Origin of the sequence: Streptomyces sp. NPDC015532, assembly GCF_043078065.1 — a bacterium.
GTDB lineage: Bacteria > Actinomycetota > Actinomycetes > Streptomycetales > Streptomycetaceae > Streptomyces.
In genome coordinates this window covers 73957-90301 of the sequence record NZ_JBIBSY010000014.1, presented here as the reverse complement: position 1 = coordinate 90301, position 16345 = coordinate 73957, and the positions used below count along the sequence as shown (strand labels likewise).

General features: G+C 70.7%; 16 protein-coding genes and 1 pseudogene. 7 read left to right on the top strand and 10 right to left on the bottom strand.

Going from position 1 to position 16345, the window contains the following annotated elements:
- Window positions 1–5: 5 nt before the first annotated feature.
- On the top strand, window positions 6–359 hold the full coding sequence (locus tag ACF07B_RS32590; protein WP_392181703.1) for a hypothetical protein: 354 nt from the start codon (window positions 6–8) through the stop codon (window positions 357–359).
- 148 nt (window positions 360–507) lie between these two features.
- On the opposite strand, the gene ACF07B_RS32585 is transcribed toward ACF07B_RS32590, so the two are convergent.
- Together ACF07B_RS32585 and ACF07B_RS32580 are read right to left on the bottom strand one after the other, a co-directional pair.
- Entirely contained in the window at window positions 508–747 is a 240-nt protein-coding gene (locus ACF07B_RS32585; protein ID WP_392181616.1) for a hypothetical protein, read from the bottom strand.
- A gap of 121 nt (window positions 748–868) precedes the next feature.
- A complete protein-coding gene (locus tag ACF07B_RS32580) occupies window positions 869–1162 on the bottom strand; it encodes a hypothetical protein (protein ID WP_392181615.1) in 294 nt (97 codons plus the stop codon).
- 497 nt (window positions 1163–1659) lie between these two features.
- Between ACF07B_RS32580 and ACF07B_RS32575 the strand changes: the two are divergent.
- A pseudogene (locus ACF07B_RS32575) lies at window positions 1660–1926 on the top strand (tyrosine-type recombinase/integrase); the annotation flags it as partial.
- A gap of 711 nt (window positions 1927–2637) precedes the next feature.
- Here ACF07B_RS32575 and ACF07B_RS32570 read toward each other — a convergent pair.
- Entirely contained in the window at window positions 2638–3399 is a 762-nt protein-coding gene (locus ACF07B_RS32570) for a phosphoglyceromutase (protein WP_362401276.1), read from the bottom strand.
- A gap of 195 nt (window positions 3400–3594) precedes the next feature.
- Here ACF07B_RS32570 and ACF07B_RS32565 point away from each other — a divergent pair, with 195 nt between their 5' ends.
- The gene (locus ACF07B_RS32565) at window positions 3595–4920 is read left to right on the top strand and encodes an MDR family MFS transporter (RefSeq protein WP_392181614.1); all 1326 of its coding nucleotides are present in this window, start codon (window positions 3595–3597) and stop codon (window positions 4918–4920) included.
- Window positions 4921–5112: 192 nt separating this feature from the next.
- On the opposite strand, the gene ACF07B_RS32560 is transcribed toward ACF07B_RS32565, so the two are convergent.
- The gene (locus tag ACF07B_RS32560) at window positions 5113–5649 is read right to left on the bottom strand and encodes a DUF2000 family protein (RefSeq protein WP_392181613.1); all 537 of its coding nucleotides are present in this window, start codon (window positions 5647–5649) and stop codon (window positions 5113–5115) included.
- Between ACF07B_RS32560 and ACF07B_RS32555 the strand changes: the two genes are divergently transcribed.
- Entirely contained in the window at window positions 5648–6487 is an 840-nt protein-coding gene (locus ACF07B_RS32555; RefSeq protein ID WP_392181702.1) for an AraC family transcriptional regulator, read from the top strand. The two genes, ACF07B_RS32560 and ACF07B_RS32555, sit on opposite strands and share 2 nt — an antisense overlap.
- Window positions 6488–6534: 47 nt before the next feature.
- Here ACF07B_RS32555 and ACF07B_RS32550 read toward each other — a convergent pair whose 3' ends face one another.
- The 3 genes from ACF07B_RS32550 to mshA form a co-directional block, all read right to left on the bottom strand.
- Complete coding sequence (locus ACF07B_RS32550; protein WP_392181612.1) at window positions 6535–8283, bottom strand: glycosyl hydrolase family 28-related protein; 1749 nt, start codon at window positions 8281–8283, stop codon at window positions 6535–6537.
- Window positions 8284–8448: 165 nt separating this feature from the next.
- On the bottom strand, window positions 8449–8940 hold the full coding sequence (locus ACF07B_RS32545; RefSeq protein ID WP_362401264.1) for a YbjN domain-containing protein: 492 nt from the start codon (window positions 8938–8940) through the stop codon (window positions 8449–8451).
- A 203-nt stretch (window positions 8941–9143) separates the two neighbouring features.
- Entirely contained in the window at window positions 9144–10481 is a 1338-nt protein-coding gene (gene mshA, locus ACF07B_RS32540; protein ID WP_384233644.1) for a D-inositol-3-phosphate glycosyltransferase, read from the bottom strand.
- A gap of 322 nt (window positions 10482–10803) precedes the next feature.
- Between mshA and ACF07B_RS32535 the strand changes: the two genes are divergently transcribed.
- The 3 genes from ACF07B_RS32535 (at window position 10804) to ACF07B_RS32525 (ending at window position 14621) form a co-directional block, all read left to right on the top strand.
- Complete coding sequence (locus ACF07B_RS32535) at window positions 10804–11589, top strand: class I SAM-dependent methyltransferase (protein WP_392181611.1); 786 nt, start codon at window positions 10804–10806, stop codon at window positions 11587–11589.
- 285 nt (window positions 11590–11874) lie between these two features.
- On the top strand, window positions 11875–12978 hold the full coding sequence (locus tag ACF07B_RS32530) for an NlpC/P60 family protein (protein WP_369484890.1): 1104 nt from the start codon (window positions 11875–11877) through the stop codon (window positions 12976–12978).
- A gap of 314 nt (window positions 12979–13292) precedes the next feature.
- Entirely contained in the window at window positions 13293–14621 is a 1329-nt protein-coding gene (locus tag ACF07B_RS32525; RefSeq protein WP_392181610.1) for a PP2C family protein-serine/threonine phosphatase, read from the top strand.
- 56 nt (window positions 14622–14677) lie between these two features.
- On the opposite strand, the gene ACF07B_RS32520 is transcribed toward ACF07B_RS32525, so the two are convergent.
- The 3 genes from ACF07B_RS32520 to ACF07B_RS32510 all read right to left on the bottom strand — a co-directional run bounded on the left by ACF07B_RS32520 (window position 14678) and on the right by ACF07B_RS32510 (window position 16305).
- A complete protein-coding gene (locus ACF07B_RS32520; protein WP_326786999.1) occupies window positions 14678–15016 on the bottom strand; it encodes a DUF2516 family protein in 339 nt (112 codons plus the stop codon).
- 115 nt (window positions 15017–15131) lie between these two features.
- Window positions 15132–15719, bottom strand: a complete 588-nt coding sequence (locus tag ACF07B_RS32515; protein ID WP_392181609.1) for a hypothetical protein — start codon at window positions 15717–15719, stop codon at window positions 15132–15134.
- Window positions 15720–15774: 55 nt separating this feature from the next.
- Window positions 15775–16305, bottom strand: a complete 531-nt coding sequence (locus ACF07B_RS32510; protein ID WP_369484887.1) for a helix-turn-helix domain-containing protein — start codon at window positions 16303–16305, stop codon at window positions 15775–15777.
- Window positions 16306–16345 lie beyond the last annotated feature (40 nt).

Genomic DNA, 16345 nt, shown 5'->3' with positions numbered 1-16345 from the left:
TGACGATGGAACGGCATTCGCTGGAGGAGCTGTTGACCGGTGACGACGGGGCGTCCGCGGCTGCTCTGACCGCCCTCCGCGGCGGCGCCACCTACCACGTGTGGGATACGACGCATCCCGCAGAGCAGCATGCCGGGGTCTTTGCACGTCGGCTTCGGCGTATGCGACTGCGCGGAGTCGAACCTCTTGGGCTGGAACGAATGGTGCGGCTCCTCAGCGAGCATGGCCGGCCGGTGCGCGGAGGGCTGATCGATTCAGCCGATCAGCAATGGACCTTCCTGATCTACTTCACCGAAGATGGCAGCACACTGGTGGCCTGCGCCCGCTTCCAGCGGTGGGTCGAGCCATCACCGCTTTAGGAGCGAGGTGGGGCGAATACCAGCCTGACTGCGATGGCGCAACCAGAACGCCCGTCACCCCAACGTCCTCGCCGCCCAGCGCAAGGAACGTGCTCGCATCCGCAGCGAGAAGGGCATCCGCTGGGGCGGACGATCGCTCGCCGCGTGATCAGTCGCTGACGTTCAACGTCGCGTACTCCTGCACGCCGAGCCCGGCCAGCACGGAACGAACCCGTTCCAGTGCCACCCCGCGATCGAGGCTTCCCTCGATCTCCAAGTCGAGATGACAACGTCCCATCCCGCTGCCCGCGCCCGTGATCTCCCCGTCGGGACCAAACGCGGCGTCCAACGCTTCCTCGACCTCATCTCGGTCGATGGGCAGACCGGCAAAGGCGATCTCAACGAACATCGCGTTCCTCCCCTCCGGCCCGGCGAACCATACCGGCCACGGCAGCAGACGGCGGGCATCAAAGCGACCACCGCAGAGAAGACCCGCAGGCGCTGATGTCAGTGACTCCCGCTCGCAGGGTTCAGTCCTCGATCGGTTCGCGTGCCCAGGCGTAGGGCATCTCCTCCGCCGGGTCCATGCCCCAAGGATTGGGATACCTGGCCTGGCAGTTGGTGCAGCGCGCCACGAAGGTCCCGACCTGCGGGTCTGTCAGGATGCTGTAGTGCGATCTCGGCTCTGCTCGGATCACATAGCCGTTGGCCGTGGTCTCCAGGGCCGGCCATTGAGGGCTGCAATGGCAGGGAGCGTTTTTCGCGAACGTCTCGTCTTCCGGAGCGTTGTGGGTGTTCTCGAGCGTCTCGAAGAGCTTGTTCATGGCTCGTCGCGCACGCCGTGCCTGCCACCACTGACGCATCCTGTGCCCCCCACCAGCGTTGATCCCTTTGGCTACTCCGGAGGGGAACCCTAGCGTGAGGTCGGCGGAGCGGCTTTGACCGGGAGCTGCTCAGGCGCGAGTGATCATGGCCCCGTAAGCTCATCGCGAGTCGGGCAGTCTCCTGAGCTGCCCGGTAAAGCACGACGTTGGGGCCATGATCTTCGAGGCTCGCGCCAAAGTGGCTGGCTAAAGTCGTGAAGCCGACCGCCCCAGCCACGACGTGCTCTGACCCCTTACCGTCGGCCAACCCTCGCCGGCGGAGCGGAGCGCAGCCGGAGCTTGAACCAGGCCGGGGAGATCGTGCGGAGAGCGACCGCGACCCATCGGTCGGCCTGTGGTGCCGCATCGACCGGCGGGAACTCCTTCATGTGCACCCGGAGGGCGTCAGCGACCGGCCCGGGGAGCGGCACGTCCCGGAGCTTGCCACCCTTCGGCGGCCATGGAAGCGGGCGCCGGCCGGCGCCGGGGTGATCCCGGTCCCCGAGCGTGGACAGCCGTACGCCGAGTCCCACGAGAACGGCATGCACGCGCTGCGGCATTTCTACGCCTCGGTGCTCCTGGACGCCGGGGAGAGCATCAAGGCCCTCGCCGAGTACCTCGGCCACTCAGATCCTGGCCTGACGCTCCGGGTGTATGCGCACCTGATGCCGTCGAGTCAGGAACACACTTGTAAGGCTGTGGCCACGGTCAACGGTCAACGGTGATGAGTGCAGCACAACGACCAGAGATACGACTGTCGTCGAGCCATCGCGAACAGTACGGCGCGGATGTTCCCTGAGTAACGAGAGATCTAGAACACGCACTGGCTCACAAAGTTGATTGAATTAGCAGTGCGTGAGAGATTACAGATAGCTCTAGTTAGCTCTACTTAGATCTAGATGGCTTCCCAGAGGCTGGGAGAGTCTAGAACGACTGAGGACCCGGATCCGGCGGCAACCAGATCCAGGCCCTCGGGCAGTCAACGAGCCCGGTCGCCTATCAGCAGACCGGGCTCGCTGCATGTGCAGCTCCCGGTCGCGGCCGTCCTCGCGCGTGACTCGCTCATCGAGCGATCTGCATCACGCCGGTAGCGATGGTCACCAGTAGGCCGACGCCCGCAAGCCAGACCTGCCACTTCTCGGGGCCGGTCCACCTACGAGGCCTGTCCTTCTCAAGACTCACCTCTACCACCTCCCTTCTTCCTCCAACCGACCCGCTTTTCGGGCCGGAGCCTGGAACTCGCGCGCCACGCCGAGTTCGAGGGAGGTTCAGGTGAGGTGGCATCAGCATACCGGTCACATCGCTACCTCCAGAGGCTCACGGGGAGGCTTGACAGCCGGCCCAATTCTCTTTCACGGCCCAGCGACGGCCCCGGTACAAGAAATGACCCCCTGTCTGCGAGAAAACCGCAGGCAGGGGGTCATTTATGGTCCGCGTTACTTCTTCTTGCCCTGGTTCTTGACCGCCTCGATCGCCGCCGCCGCCGCGTCCGGGTCGAGGTAGGTGCCGCCCGGGTTGAGGGGCTTGAACTCGGCGTCCAGCTCGTAGGAGAGGGGGATGCCGGTGGGGATGTTCAGGCCCGCGATGTCGGCGTCGGAGATGCCGTCGAGGTGCTTGACCAGGGCGCGCAGCGAGTTGCCGTGGGCCGCGACCAGAACCGTACGGCCGGTCAGCAGGTCCGGGACGATGCCGTCGAACCAGTACGGGAGCATGCGGACGACGACGTCCTTGAGGCACTCCGTCTGCGGGCGCAGCTCGGGCGGCAGGGCCGCGTAGCGCGCGTCGTCGAACTGGGAGAACTCGGAGTCGCGGTCCAGCGCCGGCGGCGGGGTGTCGTACGAGCGGCGCCACAGCATGAACTGCTCCTCGCCGAACTCGGCGAGCGTCTGGGCCTTGTCCTTGCCCTGGAGAGCGCCGTAGTGACGCTCGTTCAGGCGCCAGCTGCGGTGGACCGGGATCCAGTGGCGGTCCGCGGACTCCAGGGCCAGCTGCGCGGTGCGGATCGCGCGCTTCTGGAGCGAGGTGTGGACGACGTCAGGCAGCAGGCCGGCGTCCTTGAGCAGCTCACCGCCGCGGACTGCCTCCTTCTCGCCCTTCTCGTTGAGATTGACGTCCACCCAACCGGTGAACAGATTCTTCGCGTTCCATTCGCTCTCGCCGTGGCGGAGGAGGATCAGCTTGTACGGTGCGTCGGCCATGGCTCCGAGCGTAATCGAACCCCGCGACCGCTCGCGCCTTCGGCCATCAGTCGGACACGGGAGCCCCCGTCCGGCCCTCCCTCGCCCGCTCCGGCGCCCTTCAGTTGACGGCATCTGTTAATCGAGTGGATCTCGACGACAGACGGCTCGTAAGTTGTGCTCACCGCCCGAGCCGCTTACATCCGTGGGGGATCCATGCCAGCCGCCGTCATGAGACGTGTCGCCCGAGAGACCGTCTCAGGGCTCCCCCGCGAGTTCTGGTGGCTGTGGACCAGCACACTCATCAACCGGCTCGGGGCCTTCGTCGCCACCTTCATGGCCCTGTACCTGACCCTCGACCGCGGCTACTCCGCCTCGTACGCGGGTCTCGTCGCGTCCCTGCACGGCCTCGGCGGCGTGATCTCCTCGCTCGTCGCCGGAGTGATGACCGACCGGTTCGGCCGCCGGCCCACGCTGCTCGTCGCGCAGGTGTCGACGGCCGCGTCGGTCGCCCTGCTCGGCTTCATGCACGACCCGGTGGCCATCGCCTCGGTCGCCTTCCTGGTCGGCATGGCCAGCAACGCCTCCCGGCCCGCCGTGCAGGCGATGATGGCCGACATCGTCCGGCCCGAGGACCGTGTCCGCGCCTTCTCGCTCAACTACTGGGCCATCAACCTCGGTTTCGCCGTCTCTTCCATGGGCGCCGGCTTCATCGCCGAGTTCAGCTACCTCGCGGGCTTCCTCATCGAGGCCGCCATGACGCTCGTCTGCGCGCTCGTCGTCTTCGCGAAGCTCCCGGAGTCCAAGCCGGTGCAGGTCGCCAAGGACACGGAACCCGCGGTCGGGCTCGGCACGGTGCTGCGCGACGGACGGTTCATGAGCGTGGTCGGGCTGTCGTTCCTCGTCGCCCTCGTCTTCCAGCAGGGCTCCGTCGGGCTGCCGGTGGCCATGGGCCGGGCCGGCTTCACCCCGGCCGACTACGGCATGGCCATGGCCGTCAACGGCATCATGATCGTCGCGCTCCAGATCCCGGTCGGCCGTTTCATCGAGCACCGGGACCCCAAGTGGCTGCTCGTGATCTCGTCGCTGCTCGCCGGATACGGGTTCGGGCTCACCGCCTTCGCCGGGTCGGTCGGGGCCTTCACGCTCACCGTCTGCGTGTGGACCCTCGCCGAGATCGTCAACGCCCCGACGCAGACGGGGCTCGTCGTCCGCCTCTCCCCCGTCCACGGGCGCGGCCGCTATCAGGGCATGTACACCCTCTCCTGGGCTCTCGCCGCGCTCATCGCCCCGGTGATGTCCGGCGTCGTCATCGACCGCTTCGGCGCGGTCTGGCTGTGGGGGCTGTGCGCGGTGGTCGGCACGGCGGCGGGTCTCGGGTACGGGCTGCTCATGCGACGGCTCCCGGCGGAGGAGCCGTCGGTACGGGAGCCGGTGCGGGAGTCCGTACCGGAGCCGGTACGAGACGTCGCGCCGGACTCCGCGCGGCAGCCGTCCGTGGGCGCCGGAGCCGGAGCCGAGGCCGAGGTCATCCCGGCTTGAGGAACCCGGCCTGGAGGGCCCGACCGGAGGAACCCCGGCCTGACGGGCCCGCCCTGAGGAGCCCCGCCTGACGGGGCCAGCCTGAGGAACGGCCTGAGGAACCCCGCCTGACGGTCCCGGCCCGGCCCAGGGAACATCCCAGCCTCGGAGCCCCGGCGGGTGCAAGGCGCCCTCCGGGGAAGCGTCCGCACCTCACGGATGCATCCGCGCCCCCTTCACCACCTTGTCCACCGCGTTCCGCGCTCCGTACACGGCGATTCCCACCAGGTCGAGTCCGCCGGTCGGCACGGCTCGTACGGCCGCGCGGTTGTCCCGGTCGTTGCCCGTGCCGAAGAGGTCCGAGGTGAAGACCGCTCGCGGCAGCGCCCGGGACAGCGCGCGGGCGTGGGCGGCGGCGAGCGTCTCCTTCGAGGCCTCCAGGACCAGCACCGGCTGCCGGAACATCGGCAGGTAGGAGATCCCGTCGGCGTCCTCGTACGGCTCGCCCACCACCTCGGGGACGGCCGTCCCCAGGCCGCTGACGAGGAAGGCGGTCACATTGAGCCGCTGCCAGGGCTCCAGGTCGTCACGCAGGACGACGGTGATCTTGGTGTCGAAGCGGACGGGCGCCACGTCCGGAAGGCCCGCGCCGCCCACCGCGCCGCCGCCCGAAGGACCAGGGCCGTTCGGGCCGCCGGGGCCGCTCACATCGCTCGCGCCGGACGGGTTCATGTCGGTCTCGCTGCTCATGCGAGAAGACTGCCGACCGGCGTACGCCGTCGTCTTGTACGTTCTTTGCGTGACCCCTCAGCGTGAAATGTCCGCGTGGCGCCCGAGCGTCCCGGGCATCGTCGAGGTCTTCCACGCGCACTACACCGAGTACGCCTACCCGATGCACGTGCACGAGGCCTGGACCCTGCTGATCGTCGATGACGGCGCCGTCCGCTACGACCTCGACCGGCACGAGCACGGCACCCCGCGCGACTCGGTGACGCTGCTCCCGCCGCACATCCCGCACAACGGCGCTCCCGCCACCGAGCACGGTTTCCGCAAGCGGGTCCTCTACCTCGACGGCTCCCGCCTGGCCGACGACCTCATCGGACCCGCGGTGGACGGCCCCGGTCTGGCGGATCCCGTACTGCGGCGGCGGGTCGCCCGGTTGCACACGGCGCTCGCCCACCCCGGGGACGAGCTGGAGGCCGACAGCAGACTGACGCTGATCGCGGACCGGCTGCGCGGACTGCTGCGCCCCCGATCCGTGGAGGCCCCGCACGCCGACCGGCCGCTCGCCCTCCGCCTGCGCGAACTCCTCGACGAGCGGGTCGTGGAGGGCGTCACCCTCGACGAGGCCGCGCTCCTGGTGCACGCCCACCCCGCGCATCTGGTCCGGGCGTTCAGCGGCGCGTTCGGCATCGCACCGCACCAGTATCTGATGTCCCGCCGCGTGGACCGCGCCCGCCGCCTCCTCCTCGACGGACGGCCGCCGGGCGAGGCGGCCGTCCTGGCCGGCTTCTACGACCAGTCCCATCTCACCCGCCATTTCCGGCGGTTGGTGGGGGTGACTCCGGGACGGTACGTGCGCTCGTGAACCCACCGGTCCGGGTCCGGTCCGGGTCCGGTCCGGGTCCGGCCGGCCTACAGCTCGCGCTGGGCCTCGTGGAGATTGCGCGGCCGTACGACGTCCGTCGTCCCGTACAGCTCCAGCCGGGAGTGCAGGTCCCCGGTGAAGTCGGGTACGTCGGTCTGGTCGAACTCGGTGACCTCGTTGACGCCGACGGTGGCGCTGTGGGGAGCGAGGCCGTCGATCTTCATCAGACCGGCCCGGCCGTTGGTGACCCGGATGTTCCAGTGCGTGAAGCGCGCCCCGAAGAGCGGTCCCGCCGAGGCGTCGCCGCCGTGCCGGCCGTCGTTGTCGACGGTGATGTCGGTGCGGACGTTCGCGAAGGGCAGTCCGCGGTGGGAGTCGAAGGTGCCCATCCGCATGTCGCCGCGCGACCAGACGTTGTACGAGGACAGACCCTCGACGTTGATGCCGTGCAACTGGGTCCCGGTGGGCGCGGGGACGGTGCGCTCCTCGATCGTGAAGTCCTCGATCAGGTTGTCGTGCGAGCCCTCGCGGCAGAAGTACGGGTGGTGCGAGCCGCGTCCGGCGACGGTCGTACGGCGCAGGGTGCAGGCGGAGGCGGCGACGAGACCGAATCCGTTGTCGACGTGGCGGACCGTGACGTCGTCCACCCAGCAGTCGTAGGCGCACTGGAGGACGACTCCGTTGTAGCCCTTGTCGAGCAGGTGCGGGGACTGCGGTGTCTCCACGGCCTCCAGGGTCAGCCCTTCCACCGCCGAGCCGGTCAGCTCCTCGGCGTGCGTGGTCAGCCGGGGGTCCCACTCCGGGCGTACGTCGAGCGGGAGGGGGCGTTCGAGGGTCACCCTGCGGCCGCGCACGCGCGCGATGCGGACGGGCCACTCGTAGGGGACGTACGAGGTCAGCTTGGTCTTGTCGTCCCAGACGTACGCCTCGGGCCCGGGTCCGCCGCCCGACATGTGCTCCAGGAGCGTGTGGTCGGCGTCGTCGGCCAGGCGGAGGAGGACGAGCGCTCCGGGGCGCAGTCCGGAGGCGTCCGCGACGGTCACCGTCCAGGAGCCCTGGCGCGCGGGCTCGACGGTGGTGAGGGTCCGCCAGGCGTCGCGCGTGTTGCCGGTCCAGCCCTCGAAGGGCCACGCCTTCGCCTTGACGGCGGCGACCAGGGAGTCCCAACGGGCCGTGGGGGCGAGCCAGATGAGGCCGCCGGCCCAGGACCAGGACGACTTGTCGCCGCCGTAGCGGGATCCGTAGGCGCCGATCAGTTCGGTGAGGTTCCGGGTCGCGTACAGGGTCGTACGGCCGCTGCCGGCGCCCCGGAGGACCACGTTCGAGTGGCCGATGTGGATCAGGTCGTCGATGCGGAACGTCCCGGGAGGGATGGTGACCGTGCCACCGCCGGCCCTTCCGGCGGCGGCGATGGCACGGTTGATCGCGGGAGCGCAGTCCGTCGTGCCGTCGGCGACGGCGCCGTGGTCGCGGATGTCGGTCACGACGGGCCGGCGGGGAAAGCGCGCGGCCCCGCGGTGCGCGCCGGCCCTGCCGACGTACGGGATCTGCGGGTGGGTGAACGGGGAGCGGACGAACTCCCTCCAGAGCGGAGGCACTTCGCCGGACCGGGCGGAGGTGGCAGACGCGCCGCCGGACCGGGCGGCGGCCGGGCCCCGGGTGGGAGGCGGGGTCGCCGGGGCGGTCCCCGGGGCCGCTGCGGCCGTCGTGCCGGTGACGGCCGTGGCCGCCACCGCCGTGGCACTGCCGAGCAGGGCCCGCCTGGTGATCCCCGTGTGCTCGTACCTGTCGGTCATGACCGTCCGCCCTTCCCTGCGTTCCCCTGCGGATTTTCATGTACGTGAACGACGTTCAGGTGTGCGTCGGCGGCGAGCATGCCACGAGGACCCCGGACGGGGAAAGGGTCCCGCAATGGCTAATTGGCGGAGGGTGGACTCAGGGGAACCGCCGGACGGCAGGCGTCAGTTGGCGGGGCGCTGAGTCAGATGTGTGAACGCGTCCAGGTTGCGCGTCGACTCGCCGCGGGACACCCGCCAGGCGTACTCCTTGCGGATCGCGGAGGCGAAACCGAGTTCCAGGAGCGTGTTGAAGGAGCCGTCGGCGGCTTCGAGGACGGACCCGAGCAGACGGTCCACCTCATCCGGGGTGACGGCGGTCAGCGGCAGCTTGCCGACCAGGTAGACGTCCCCGAGGGAGTCGACCGCGTAGGCGACCCCGAAGAGCTTGAGATTGCGCTCCAGGAGCCAGCGGTGGACCGCTTCGTGGTTCTCGTCGGGGTGGCGGATCACGAACGCGTTCAGCGACAGCGAGTGCTTGCCGACGATCAGCGAGACGGTCGTGGACAGCTTGCGGGTGCCGGGCAGTTTCACGACGTACGAGCCCGCGTCGGGGCTCTCCCACTCCAGCTCGGCCTCGGTGAGGACCCGCTCGATGATCGACGCTGCGTCAGCCATGGGGCGAGCGTACGTGACCCGCGTCGGCGGCGCCGAGCCCGGTCGAACGCGGGAGAGCGGGGTCGCGCGTGATGCGTCCGCGCCCGGCTTCGGACGTGGTGTGTCCGCCGGCCGGGGTCAGGCGTGGCGCGTCCGCCGGACGGCGTCGGGCCTGGTGTCCGTCGCCGTTGCCGGCGTCGGGCCTGGTGCGTCCGCGGCCGGGGTCAGGCGTGGTGTGCGCGCTGGCGGCGGCGGTGGTCCTGTGTCGCCGCCGTGTACACGTCCGCCGTCGCCGCCGCCGCGGTGTCCCAGCCGAAGCGCTCCGCGTGGCGTGCCGCGGCGGCACCCATACGGGCCACGAGGGTCTCGTCGTCGGCGAACGCGCCCAGCACGCGCGCGTAGTCGGCGGGATGGTGCCCCTGCACGAGGAAGCCGGTCTCCTCGTGGCGTACGGCCACCGGCAGACCGCCGACCTCGGCCGCGAGCACCGGCGTGCCGGCCGCCTGCGCCTCGATGGCGACCAGCCCGAAGGACTCGCTGTACGAGGGCATGACCAGCACCGAAGCGGCCCGGAACCAGTCCGCGAGCTGATCCTGGCCGACGGGCGGCCGGAACCGCACGACGTCGGCGATGCCCAGCCGCGCGGCGAGTTTCTGGAGCCCTTCGGGCTTGGCGAGTCCACTGCCGCTCGGACCGCCCACTACGGGGACGACGATCCGGCCGCGCAGCTCGGGCCGCTCGTCGAGCAGGACGGCGACCGCGCGCAGCAGCACGTCGGGGGCCTTGAGCGGCTGTATGCGGCCCGCGAACAGGGGGATCAGGGCGTCCTGCGGGAGGCCCAGCCGCGCGCGGGCGGCGGCCCGGCCGTCGGCGGGCCGGAAGCGGTCGAGGTTGACCCCGGGGTGCACGACGGCGACGCTGCCGGCGTCCGCCCCGTAGTGGCGTACGAGTTCGTCGGCCTCCTCCGCGGTGTTCGCGATGAGGCGGTCGGCGGCGCGCACGATCTGGGTCTCGCCGATGACACGGGCGGCGGGCTCGGGGGTGTCGCCCTCGGCCAGCGCCGCGTTCTTGACCTTGGCCATGGTGTGCATCGCGTGCACCAGGGGCGCGCCCCAGCGTTCGGCGGCCAGCCAGCCGACGTGGCCGGAGAGCCAGTAGTGCGAGTGCACGAGGTCGTAGTAGCCGGGGCGGTGACCGGCCCAGGCCTGCATGACGCCGTGGGTGAAGGCGCACAGCTGGGCGGGGAGGTCTTCCTTGGCGAGGCCCTCGTAGGGGCCCGCGTCGACGTGCCGGACGAGGACGCCCGGTGCCAGTTCGACGGCCGGCGGGAGTGCCCCGGTCGTGGCCCGCGTGAAGATCTCGACCTCGATGTTGATCGCGGCGAGCCGCTGGGCGAGTTCGACGATGTACACGTTCATGCCGCCCGCGTCGCCCGTGCCGGGCTGGTGCAGGGGCGAGGTGTGCACGGAGAGCATGGCGACGCGACGGGGCCTGCGGTGCAGTCTGAGCCGCGAGGATGCCGCCGGGGAGCGACGCCCGAGCCTGCTGACGTACTGGCTCACGTGGCGGTCCTCCTTGCTGCGGGCATGCCGGTCGGAGGACGTGTCACGCCCTCCAGGAGGGAGAACGCCGGACGTGTCCGCTCCATTTCCCCTTTGCCGAATCATTGCCTGGCATCGCTCAACCGTTCGATAGCGGGATGCGTCTGCCCTCCTGCCCGCCCAGGTCCGCCGGGGTTTTCCACAGGCGGGGCGAGCGCGGCCGCCGGTTGTCCACAGGGCCACCCGGCCCATGCCGGGGCCGCCTACTCTCGTACGCATGAGCACCCGCGCAGCAGCGTCCCTCCCGCCTTCTCGGCTTCGTTCGAGCGGGCGGACCCCCATCGTGGGCACGGTGACGCGCGGGACGACGAACCCCAACCGCCTGCGCCGCATGGACCGCTGGATCGCGGCGGTGCACGGCGCCGAACTCCGCCGGTCGCCGGAACCGGTGGCGGTGGACCTCGGCTACGGCGCCGCACCCTGGACCGCGGTCGAGCTGCTGACCCGGCTGCGCACCGCCGCACCCCGCACCCAGGTGTTCGGCATCGAGATCGAGCCCGCGCGGGTCGCCGCCGCCCGCCCGTACGAACGCGATGGCCTCGCCTTCCGGCACGGCGGCTTCGAGGTCCCGGTGCCGGGCCGGCCCCAGCTGATCCGCGCGGCGAACGTGCTGCGCCAGTACGACGAGGAGCAGGTCGCCGAGGTCTGGCGGCGGCTCTGCGCACGGCTCGCGCCCGCGAGCCCCGGCTCCCGGGGCGGACTGCTCGTCGAGGGCACCTGCGACGAGATCGGCCGGCGGCACGTCTGGGTCGCCCTCGGCCCGGAAGGCCCGCGCACGGTCACCTTCGCCACCCGGCTCGGCTCCCTGGACCGCCCGTCCGACCTGGCCGAGCGGCTGCCGAAGGCCCTGATCCACCGCAATGTGCCGGGCGAGCCCGTGCATCGCTTCCTGCGCGACTTCGACCGCGCCTGGGCGGCCGCCGCGCCGTACGCCTCGTACGGCGCGAGGCAGCGCTGGATACGCACGGTCCGCGACCTGCGGGCCGACTGGCCGGTCGTGGACGGGGTCACCCGCTGGCGCCAGGGCGAAGTGACGGTGCGCTGGGAGGCGTTGGCGCCCCGCGCCTGACCGAGCGCGGGCCCGGCGGCCGCCGCGACGACCGGGAGGCGACCGGTGCGCGACCTGTGCGCGCCGGTGCGCGAGTGGCGGGAACGATCTCGGTGAGTCGCACGTCACACAGGCTGGGGAATGAGATCGTCATGCCGACGCGGGCTCCGGGGAAGGGAGTTCCTGCCCGCCTCACACGCGATGGGAGGGAGTTCTTGCCCGGCTCTGTCGCATTGCGCGCCGACATGGCACGATCCCTCAGGCATCCATATGTTACTGACGGTAAATCAGGTGGGGGGCGGAGAAATGGGATCCGGCAAGCGGAGCCTGACCACGGCGGCCATGGCCCTGGCCTGCGCGTGTGCCTGCGTGGTGCTGGCGTCGTCAGGGACGGCCTACGCGAGCCCGGCGCCGAAGCCGGCACCGACGCCGGCGCCGACGAGAACCCCCACGGCGACCCCGACGCCCGTGAGCAACAAGGACCTTGAAGCCGTCCGCAAGAAGCTCGACAAGCTCTACCACGAGGCCGCTGTCGCCACGGACGCCTACAACGCCGCCGAGGAGAAGGTCCAGAAGCAGTCCGCCGAGATCGTGGGGCTGGCCCAGCAGATCGTCAAGGGCCAAGCGAAGCTGGACGCCTTGAAGGACCGGGCGGGTGCCGCGGCCCGCGCCCAGTACCGGGGCGGCGGGCTGCCGCCCGAGGCGCGGCTGTGGCTGAGCGACGACCCGCAGGCGTTCCTGGACGGCGCGGGTCGGGTGCGGCAGGGCGAACACGCCACCAAGGGGCTGATGGGCGAGATGGCCCGCACCCAGGAGGACTTGCGGCAGTACGCGAAGGACGCCTCCACGCAGTGGCGGAAGCTGGAAGCCGAACGCGAGACCAGGGCCGAGGCCAAGAAGAAGATCAAGCAGCGGATCTCCGACGCCGAGAAGCTGGAGTCCCGGCTGGAGAAGAAGGAGAAGGAGCGGCTCGCGAAGCTGGAGGAGGAGGCCGCCTATCAGGCGCAGTCCGTCTGGCTGAGCTCCGGCGTCCTCTCGGACATCAAGAGCGACGCCTCCGAACAGGGCAGGAAGGCCGTGAAGTACGCGACCGACCAGATCGGCAAGCCGTACGAGTGGGGCGCCGAGGGCCCCAAGACGTACGACTGCTCGGGGCTCACCTCCCAGGCCTGGGCGGCCGCCGGTCACCCCATCCCCCGCACCTCGCAGGAGCAGTGGAAGCAGCTCAAGCACATCGACGTCAAGGACATGCGCCCCGGCGACCTGATCATCTACTTCGACGACGCCAGCCATGTCGGGATGTACATAGGGGACGGCGCCGTCGTGCACGCCCCGCGTCCCGGACGCACGGTGACGATCACGGGCGCGGGTTCGATGCAGATCCTGGGCGTCGTACGGCCGGACGCGTAGGCCGCCCCATCAGGCACGGGGCGCCGCGAACGAGGTGTGCCGTCAAGCGGGACGGCACCCGCGTGACGCACCGCACGTGACCTACCGCACGGTTGCCCCGGCCGCCCGGGTTCAAGGACGTGACCTTCGTCATCCCCCGGGGAACCGCGTCCTGTCCAAGTGCGTTACGGGATGCGGCATATGACGGTGGCCCTTTGCCCGGCGCCGCGCCGTACGCCATTCCGTTGCGGCACCGCCGGGCGCTATGGTCCCCGTCGGTGGGTCGAGGTCCTTCGCCCCACCACGCCCTCGGGGGGAGGGAAGGAACCCAGACGATGCCCGTACCCGTACCGCGGCAGAGAGCGATCCCGGCCGTGGAGAGTGGTCAGGCTCAAGCCGTGTTCTCACCCGGCGGCCCATCCGGCGACAGCACCGGCGGCCCCGCCGGAACAGCACCGGAAGCCCGCGCCACGACCCCGATCACCGGCACCACCCATCTGACTCTCCTGGTCATCGAAGACGACCCGGCGGGTTCGCTCGGCGTGCCCGAAATGCTCGACGCGACCGGCAAGCCGGTCCGGGTGCGTACCGCCCGCAACCTCACCGAGGCCGAGCGGTTGCTCACCGACGACGTCCACTGCATCCTGCTCGACCTCGCGCTGCCCGCACCGGGCCGGGCGGCGGAGGGCGCCGACGAGCTGGCGACGCTCAAGCACGTCCTGCGGCTCGCGCCCGGCCACGCCGTGCTCGCGCTCACCGCGTCCGGCGACGCGGAGCGCGGCACGGAGGCGGTGCGCGTCGGCGCTCAGGACTATCTGTTCCGTGACGAGCTGGACAGCCGGCTGCTGAGCCGCGCCATCCGGTACGCGGTGGAGCGGAAACGCTCCGACAAGGCCGAACGACGGCTCACCGAGTCCAAGCTCCGCGCCCAGGAGAACGCCCGTCTGGAGCGCGGCCTGCTGCCGACCCCGCTGCTGGAGGGCTCCCCGCTGCGCTTCGCCGCCCGCTACCGCCCGGGCCGCTCCCGCGCGCTGCTCGGCGGCGACTTCTACGACACCGTGCGCACGGCCGACGGCACGGTGCACGCGATGATCGGGGACGTCTGCGGGCACGGGCCCGACGAGGCGGCGCTCGGTGTGGAGCTGCGCATCGCCTGGCGTGCCCTGACGTTCGCGGGCCTGTGCGGCGACGAACTCCTGTCCACGCTCCAGCAGGTCCTGGAGCACGAGCGCGAGAACGACGAGATCTTCGCGACGCTGTGCACCGTGGACATCGCGCCGGACGGCCGCCGCGCCGGGCTCTGCCTGGCCGGTCACCCGTCCCCGCTGATCGCCCGTCCGGGCCGGCCCGCCCAGCTGCTGCCGTACGACAACAACGGCCCCGCGCTCGGTCTGCTGCCGAACGCCCGCTGGCCGCGCATGCAGGTGGAGCTGGGTGCCGTGTGGAGCCTGATGCTCTACACCGACGGCCTGATCGAGGGCCACACCGGAGTGGGCAACGAACGCCTGGGCCTGGACGGCATGGTGGACATGGTCCGCCGTCAGCTCGCCCAGGGACTCCAGGGCGAGGACCTGCTGCGCGCGGCGGTGAACGAGGCGCGCGAACTCAACGGCGGGGAGCTGGCGGACGACGTGGCGGTCCTGCTGCTGGACCGGACTCCGTAGCCACGGGTGTTCCGTGGCCGGGGTCCGGCCCTGAGCGCCGCCCGGCCGGGTTGGGTCTACCGGCCGCCGTTGTACGGACCGTACGGGCCGTCGCTGCTGCTGCCGCCACGGCGGCCTCGGCCGCCGCCCGACACCTGCCGCAGCGCGGGGCGGACGTCGACGAAGAAGACGATCGTGGCGACCAGGCCCGCGAGCTGCAGGAAGAGGTAGGGCACCACCAGGTTCACCGCCACGGTGACACCGAGGATGATCAGCCAGAACATCTTGTTCTGCTTGTCGGCGGCACGGTAGGCGTCCTCGCGGGCGATCGCGGCCATCACCAGCGCCACCACGGCGAGTACGAGTATGGCTGTGAAGATCAGCCACATCAGACCGCCGAATGCCGTCATCAGCACAATGCCCACCGCCTGTTCGAGTCGTCTCTACGGCCACCGTACCCGGAGAACGGGCCGGGAACTCGGAGAGTGCCCGGCCCGTCCGCGTCAGGCGAAGTGGTGTCGCCCCGCTCGCCTACTTCGCGGGCGGAGCCGTCTTCTTGGCGACCGGCTTGCGCACCGGGGCCTTCTTCGCCGGGCTCTTCTTGGAGGGGGCGTCCTCGGCGACGACCACCGGCTTCACCTCTTCCTTGACCTCGACCGGCTCGGCCTTCGGCTCGACGGCGATGGCGAAGTCCTCGATCTCCTCGGCGGCCTCGCCGCGCCAGGTCCGCACGGTCTGCTCGCCGTGCTCGGCGACCTTCTCGTACGTCTCCCGCGCCTTGACGGCGTACTCGGCGGCGACGCCGACACCGCGCAGGGCGAGGTCCTGGGCGGACTCGCCGAGCTTCTTCAGGTCGGTGTCGAGGGTGCCGAGGAGTTCCGTCACCTTGGCCTGAAGGGTCTCCTGCGCCTCCTTGGCGCGGGCGGTGGCCTTCTCCTGGACGGCGTTGGGGTCGATGTTCTTCACGGTGTCGATGCGGCCCGGGGCCTCGGCGCGGATCTGCTCCACGATGCCGGGGACCTTCTTCGCCTGCTGAACGGCCAGGTCGGCGGTGCCGGCGAGGAAGTAGAGGGGGGTCGGGTCCGTGGCGGCCTTGCGGATGTCGTCGGTGATGGCCATGACGATGGTCCTCCCGTAATCGCTTTCAGCTGAGGGTTGGGTGATCCGCACGCGGTCAACTCGCGTTCTGCTGCGGACCGGCATCGCTGCCGTCGGCCGTGCGGGGGCCGCGGACGGCGGTGTCCTGTGAAGGCTGGGCGTCCGGTATGTCCTGAGTCTCGGGTGCGTCGGTGCCGCGGCCCGCGCCGGTGCCCGGCACCTCGGTGCCGTGACCGGTCTCGTCCGCCGACGCGATCTCGAATCCGTTCTCCTTGCGGAAGGACTCGTAGATCTGGAGCAGCACCTGCTTCTGCCGCTCGTTCAGCGTGGGATCGGCGAGGATGACGGCACGCGTCTCCACCTCGTCGCGGTCCCGCTCGGCGTCGAGGATGCCGGCCCGCACGTACAGCGTCTCGGCGGAGATCCGCAGGGCCTTGGCGACCTGCTGGAGCACCTCCGCGCTCGGCTTGCGCAGCCCGCGCTCGATCTGGCTCAGATACGGATTGGACACCCCGGCGGCGTCGGCGAGCTGCCGCAGCGACAGCTGCGCGTTGCGCCGCTGTTCCCGCAGATACTCACCAAGATTGCCGACGTTGAGCGATGCCATGCGTCCACCTTGCCCCATCGTCGCTAACTTTTGCAAGCGC

Coding starts and splice junctions, on each gene's coding strand:
- ACF07B_RS32590 (WP_392181703.1), top strand. CDS start 6: ATGGAACGGCATTCGCTGGAGGAGCTGTTGACCGGTGACGACGGGGCG.
- ACF07B_RS32585 (WP_392181616.1), bottom strand. CDS start 747: ATGTTCGTTGAGATCGCCTTTGCCGGTCTGCCCATCGACCGAGATGAG.
- ACF07B_RS32580 (WP_392181615.1), bottom strand. CDS start 1,162: ATGAACAAGCTCTTCGAGACGCTCGAGAACACCCACAACGCTCCGGAA.
- ACF07B_RS32570 (WP_362401276.1), bottom strand. CDS start 3,399: ATGGCCGACGCACCGTACAAGCTGATCCTCCTCCGCCACGGCGAGAGC.
- ACF07B_RS32565 (WP_392181614.1), top strand. CDS start 3,595: ATGCCAGCCGCCGTCATGAGACGTGTCGCCCGAGAGACCGTCTCAGGG.
- ACF07B_RS32555 (WP_392181702.1), top strand. CDS start 5,648: ATGCGAGAAGACTGCCGACCGGCGTACGCCGTCGTCTTGTACGTTCTT.
- ACF07B_RS32560 (WP_392181613.1), bottom strand. CDS start 5,649: ATGAGCAGCGAGACCGACATGAACCCGTCCGGCGCGAGCGATGTGAGC.
- ACF07B_RS32550 (WP_392181612.1), bottom strand. CDS start 8,283: ATGACCGACAGGTACGAGCACACGGGGATCACCAGGCGGGCCCTGCTC.
- ACF07B_RS32545 (WP_362401264.1), bottom strand. CDS start 8,940: ATGGCTGACGCAGCGTCGATCATCGAGCGGGTCCTCACCGAGGCCGAG.
- ACF07B_RS32530 (WP_369484890.1), top strand. CDS start 11,875: ATGGGATCCGGCAAGCGGAGCCTGACCACGGCGGCCATGGCCCTGGCC.
- ACF07B_RS32525 (WP_392181610.1), top strand. CDS start 13,293: ATGCCCGTACCCGTACCGCGGCAGAGAGCGATCCCGGCCGTGGAGAGT.
- ACF07B_RS32515 (WP_392181609.1), bottom strand. CDS start 15,719: ATGGCCATCACCGACGACATCCGCAAGGCCGCCACGGACCCGACCCCC.
- ACF07B_RS32510 (WP_369484887.1), bottom strand. CDS start 16,305: ATGGCATCGCTCAACGTCGGCAATCTTGGTGAGTATCTGCGGGAACAG.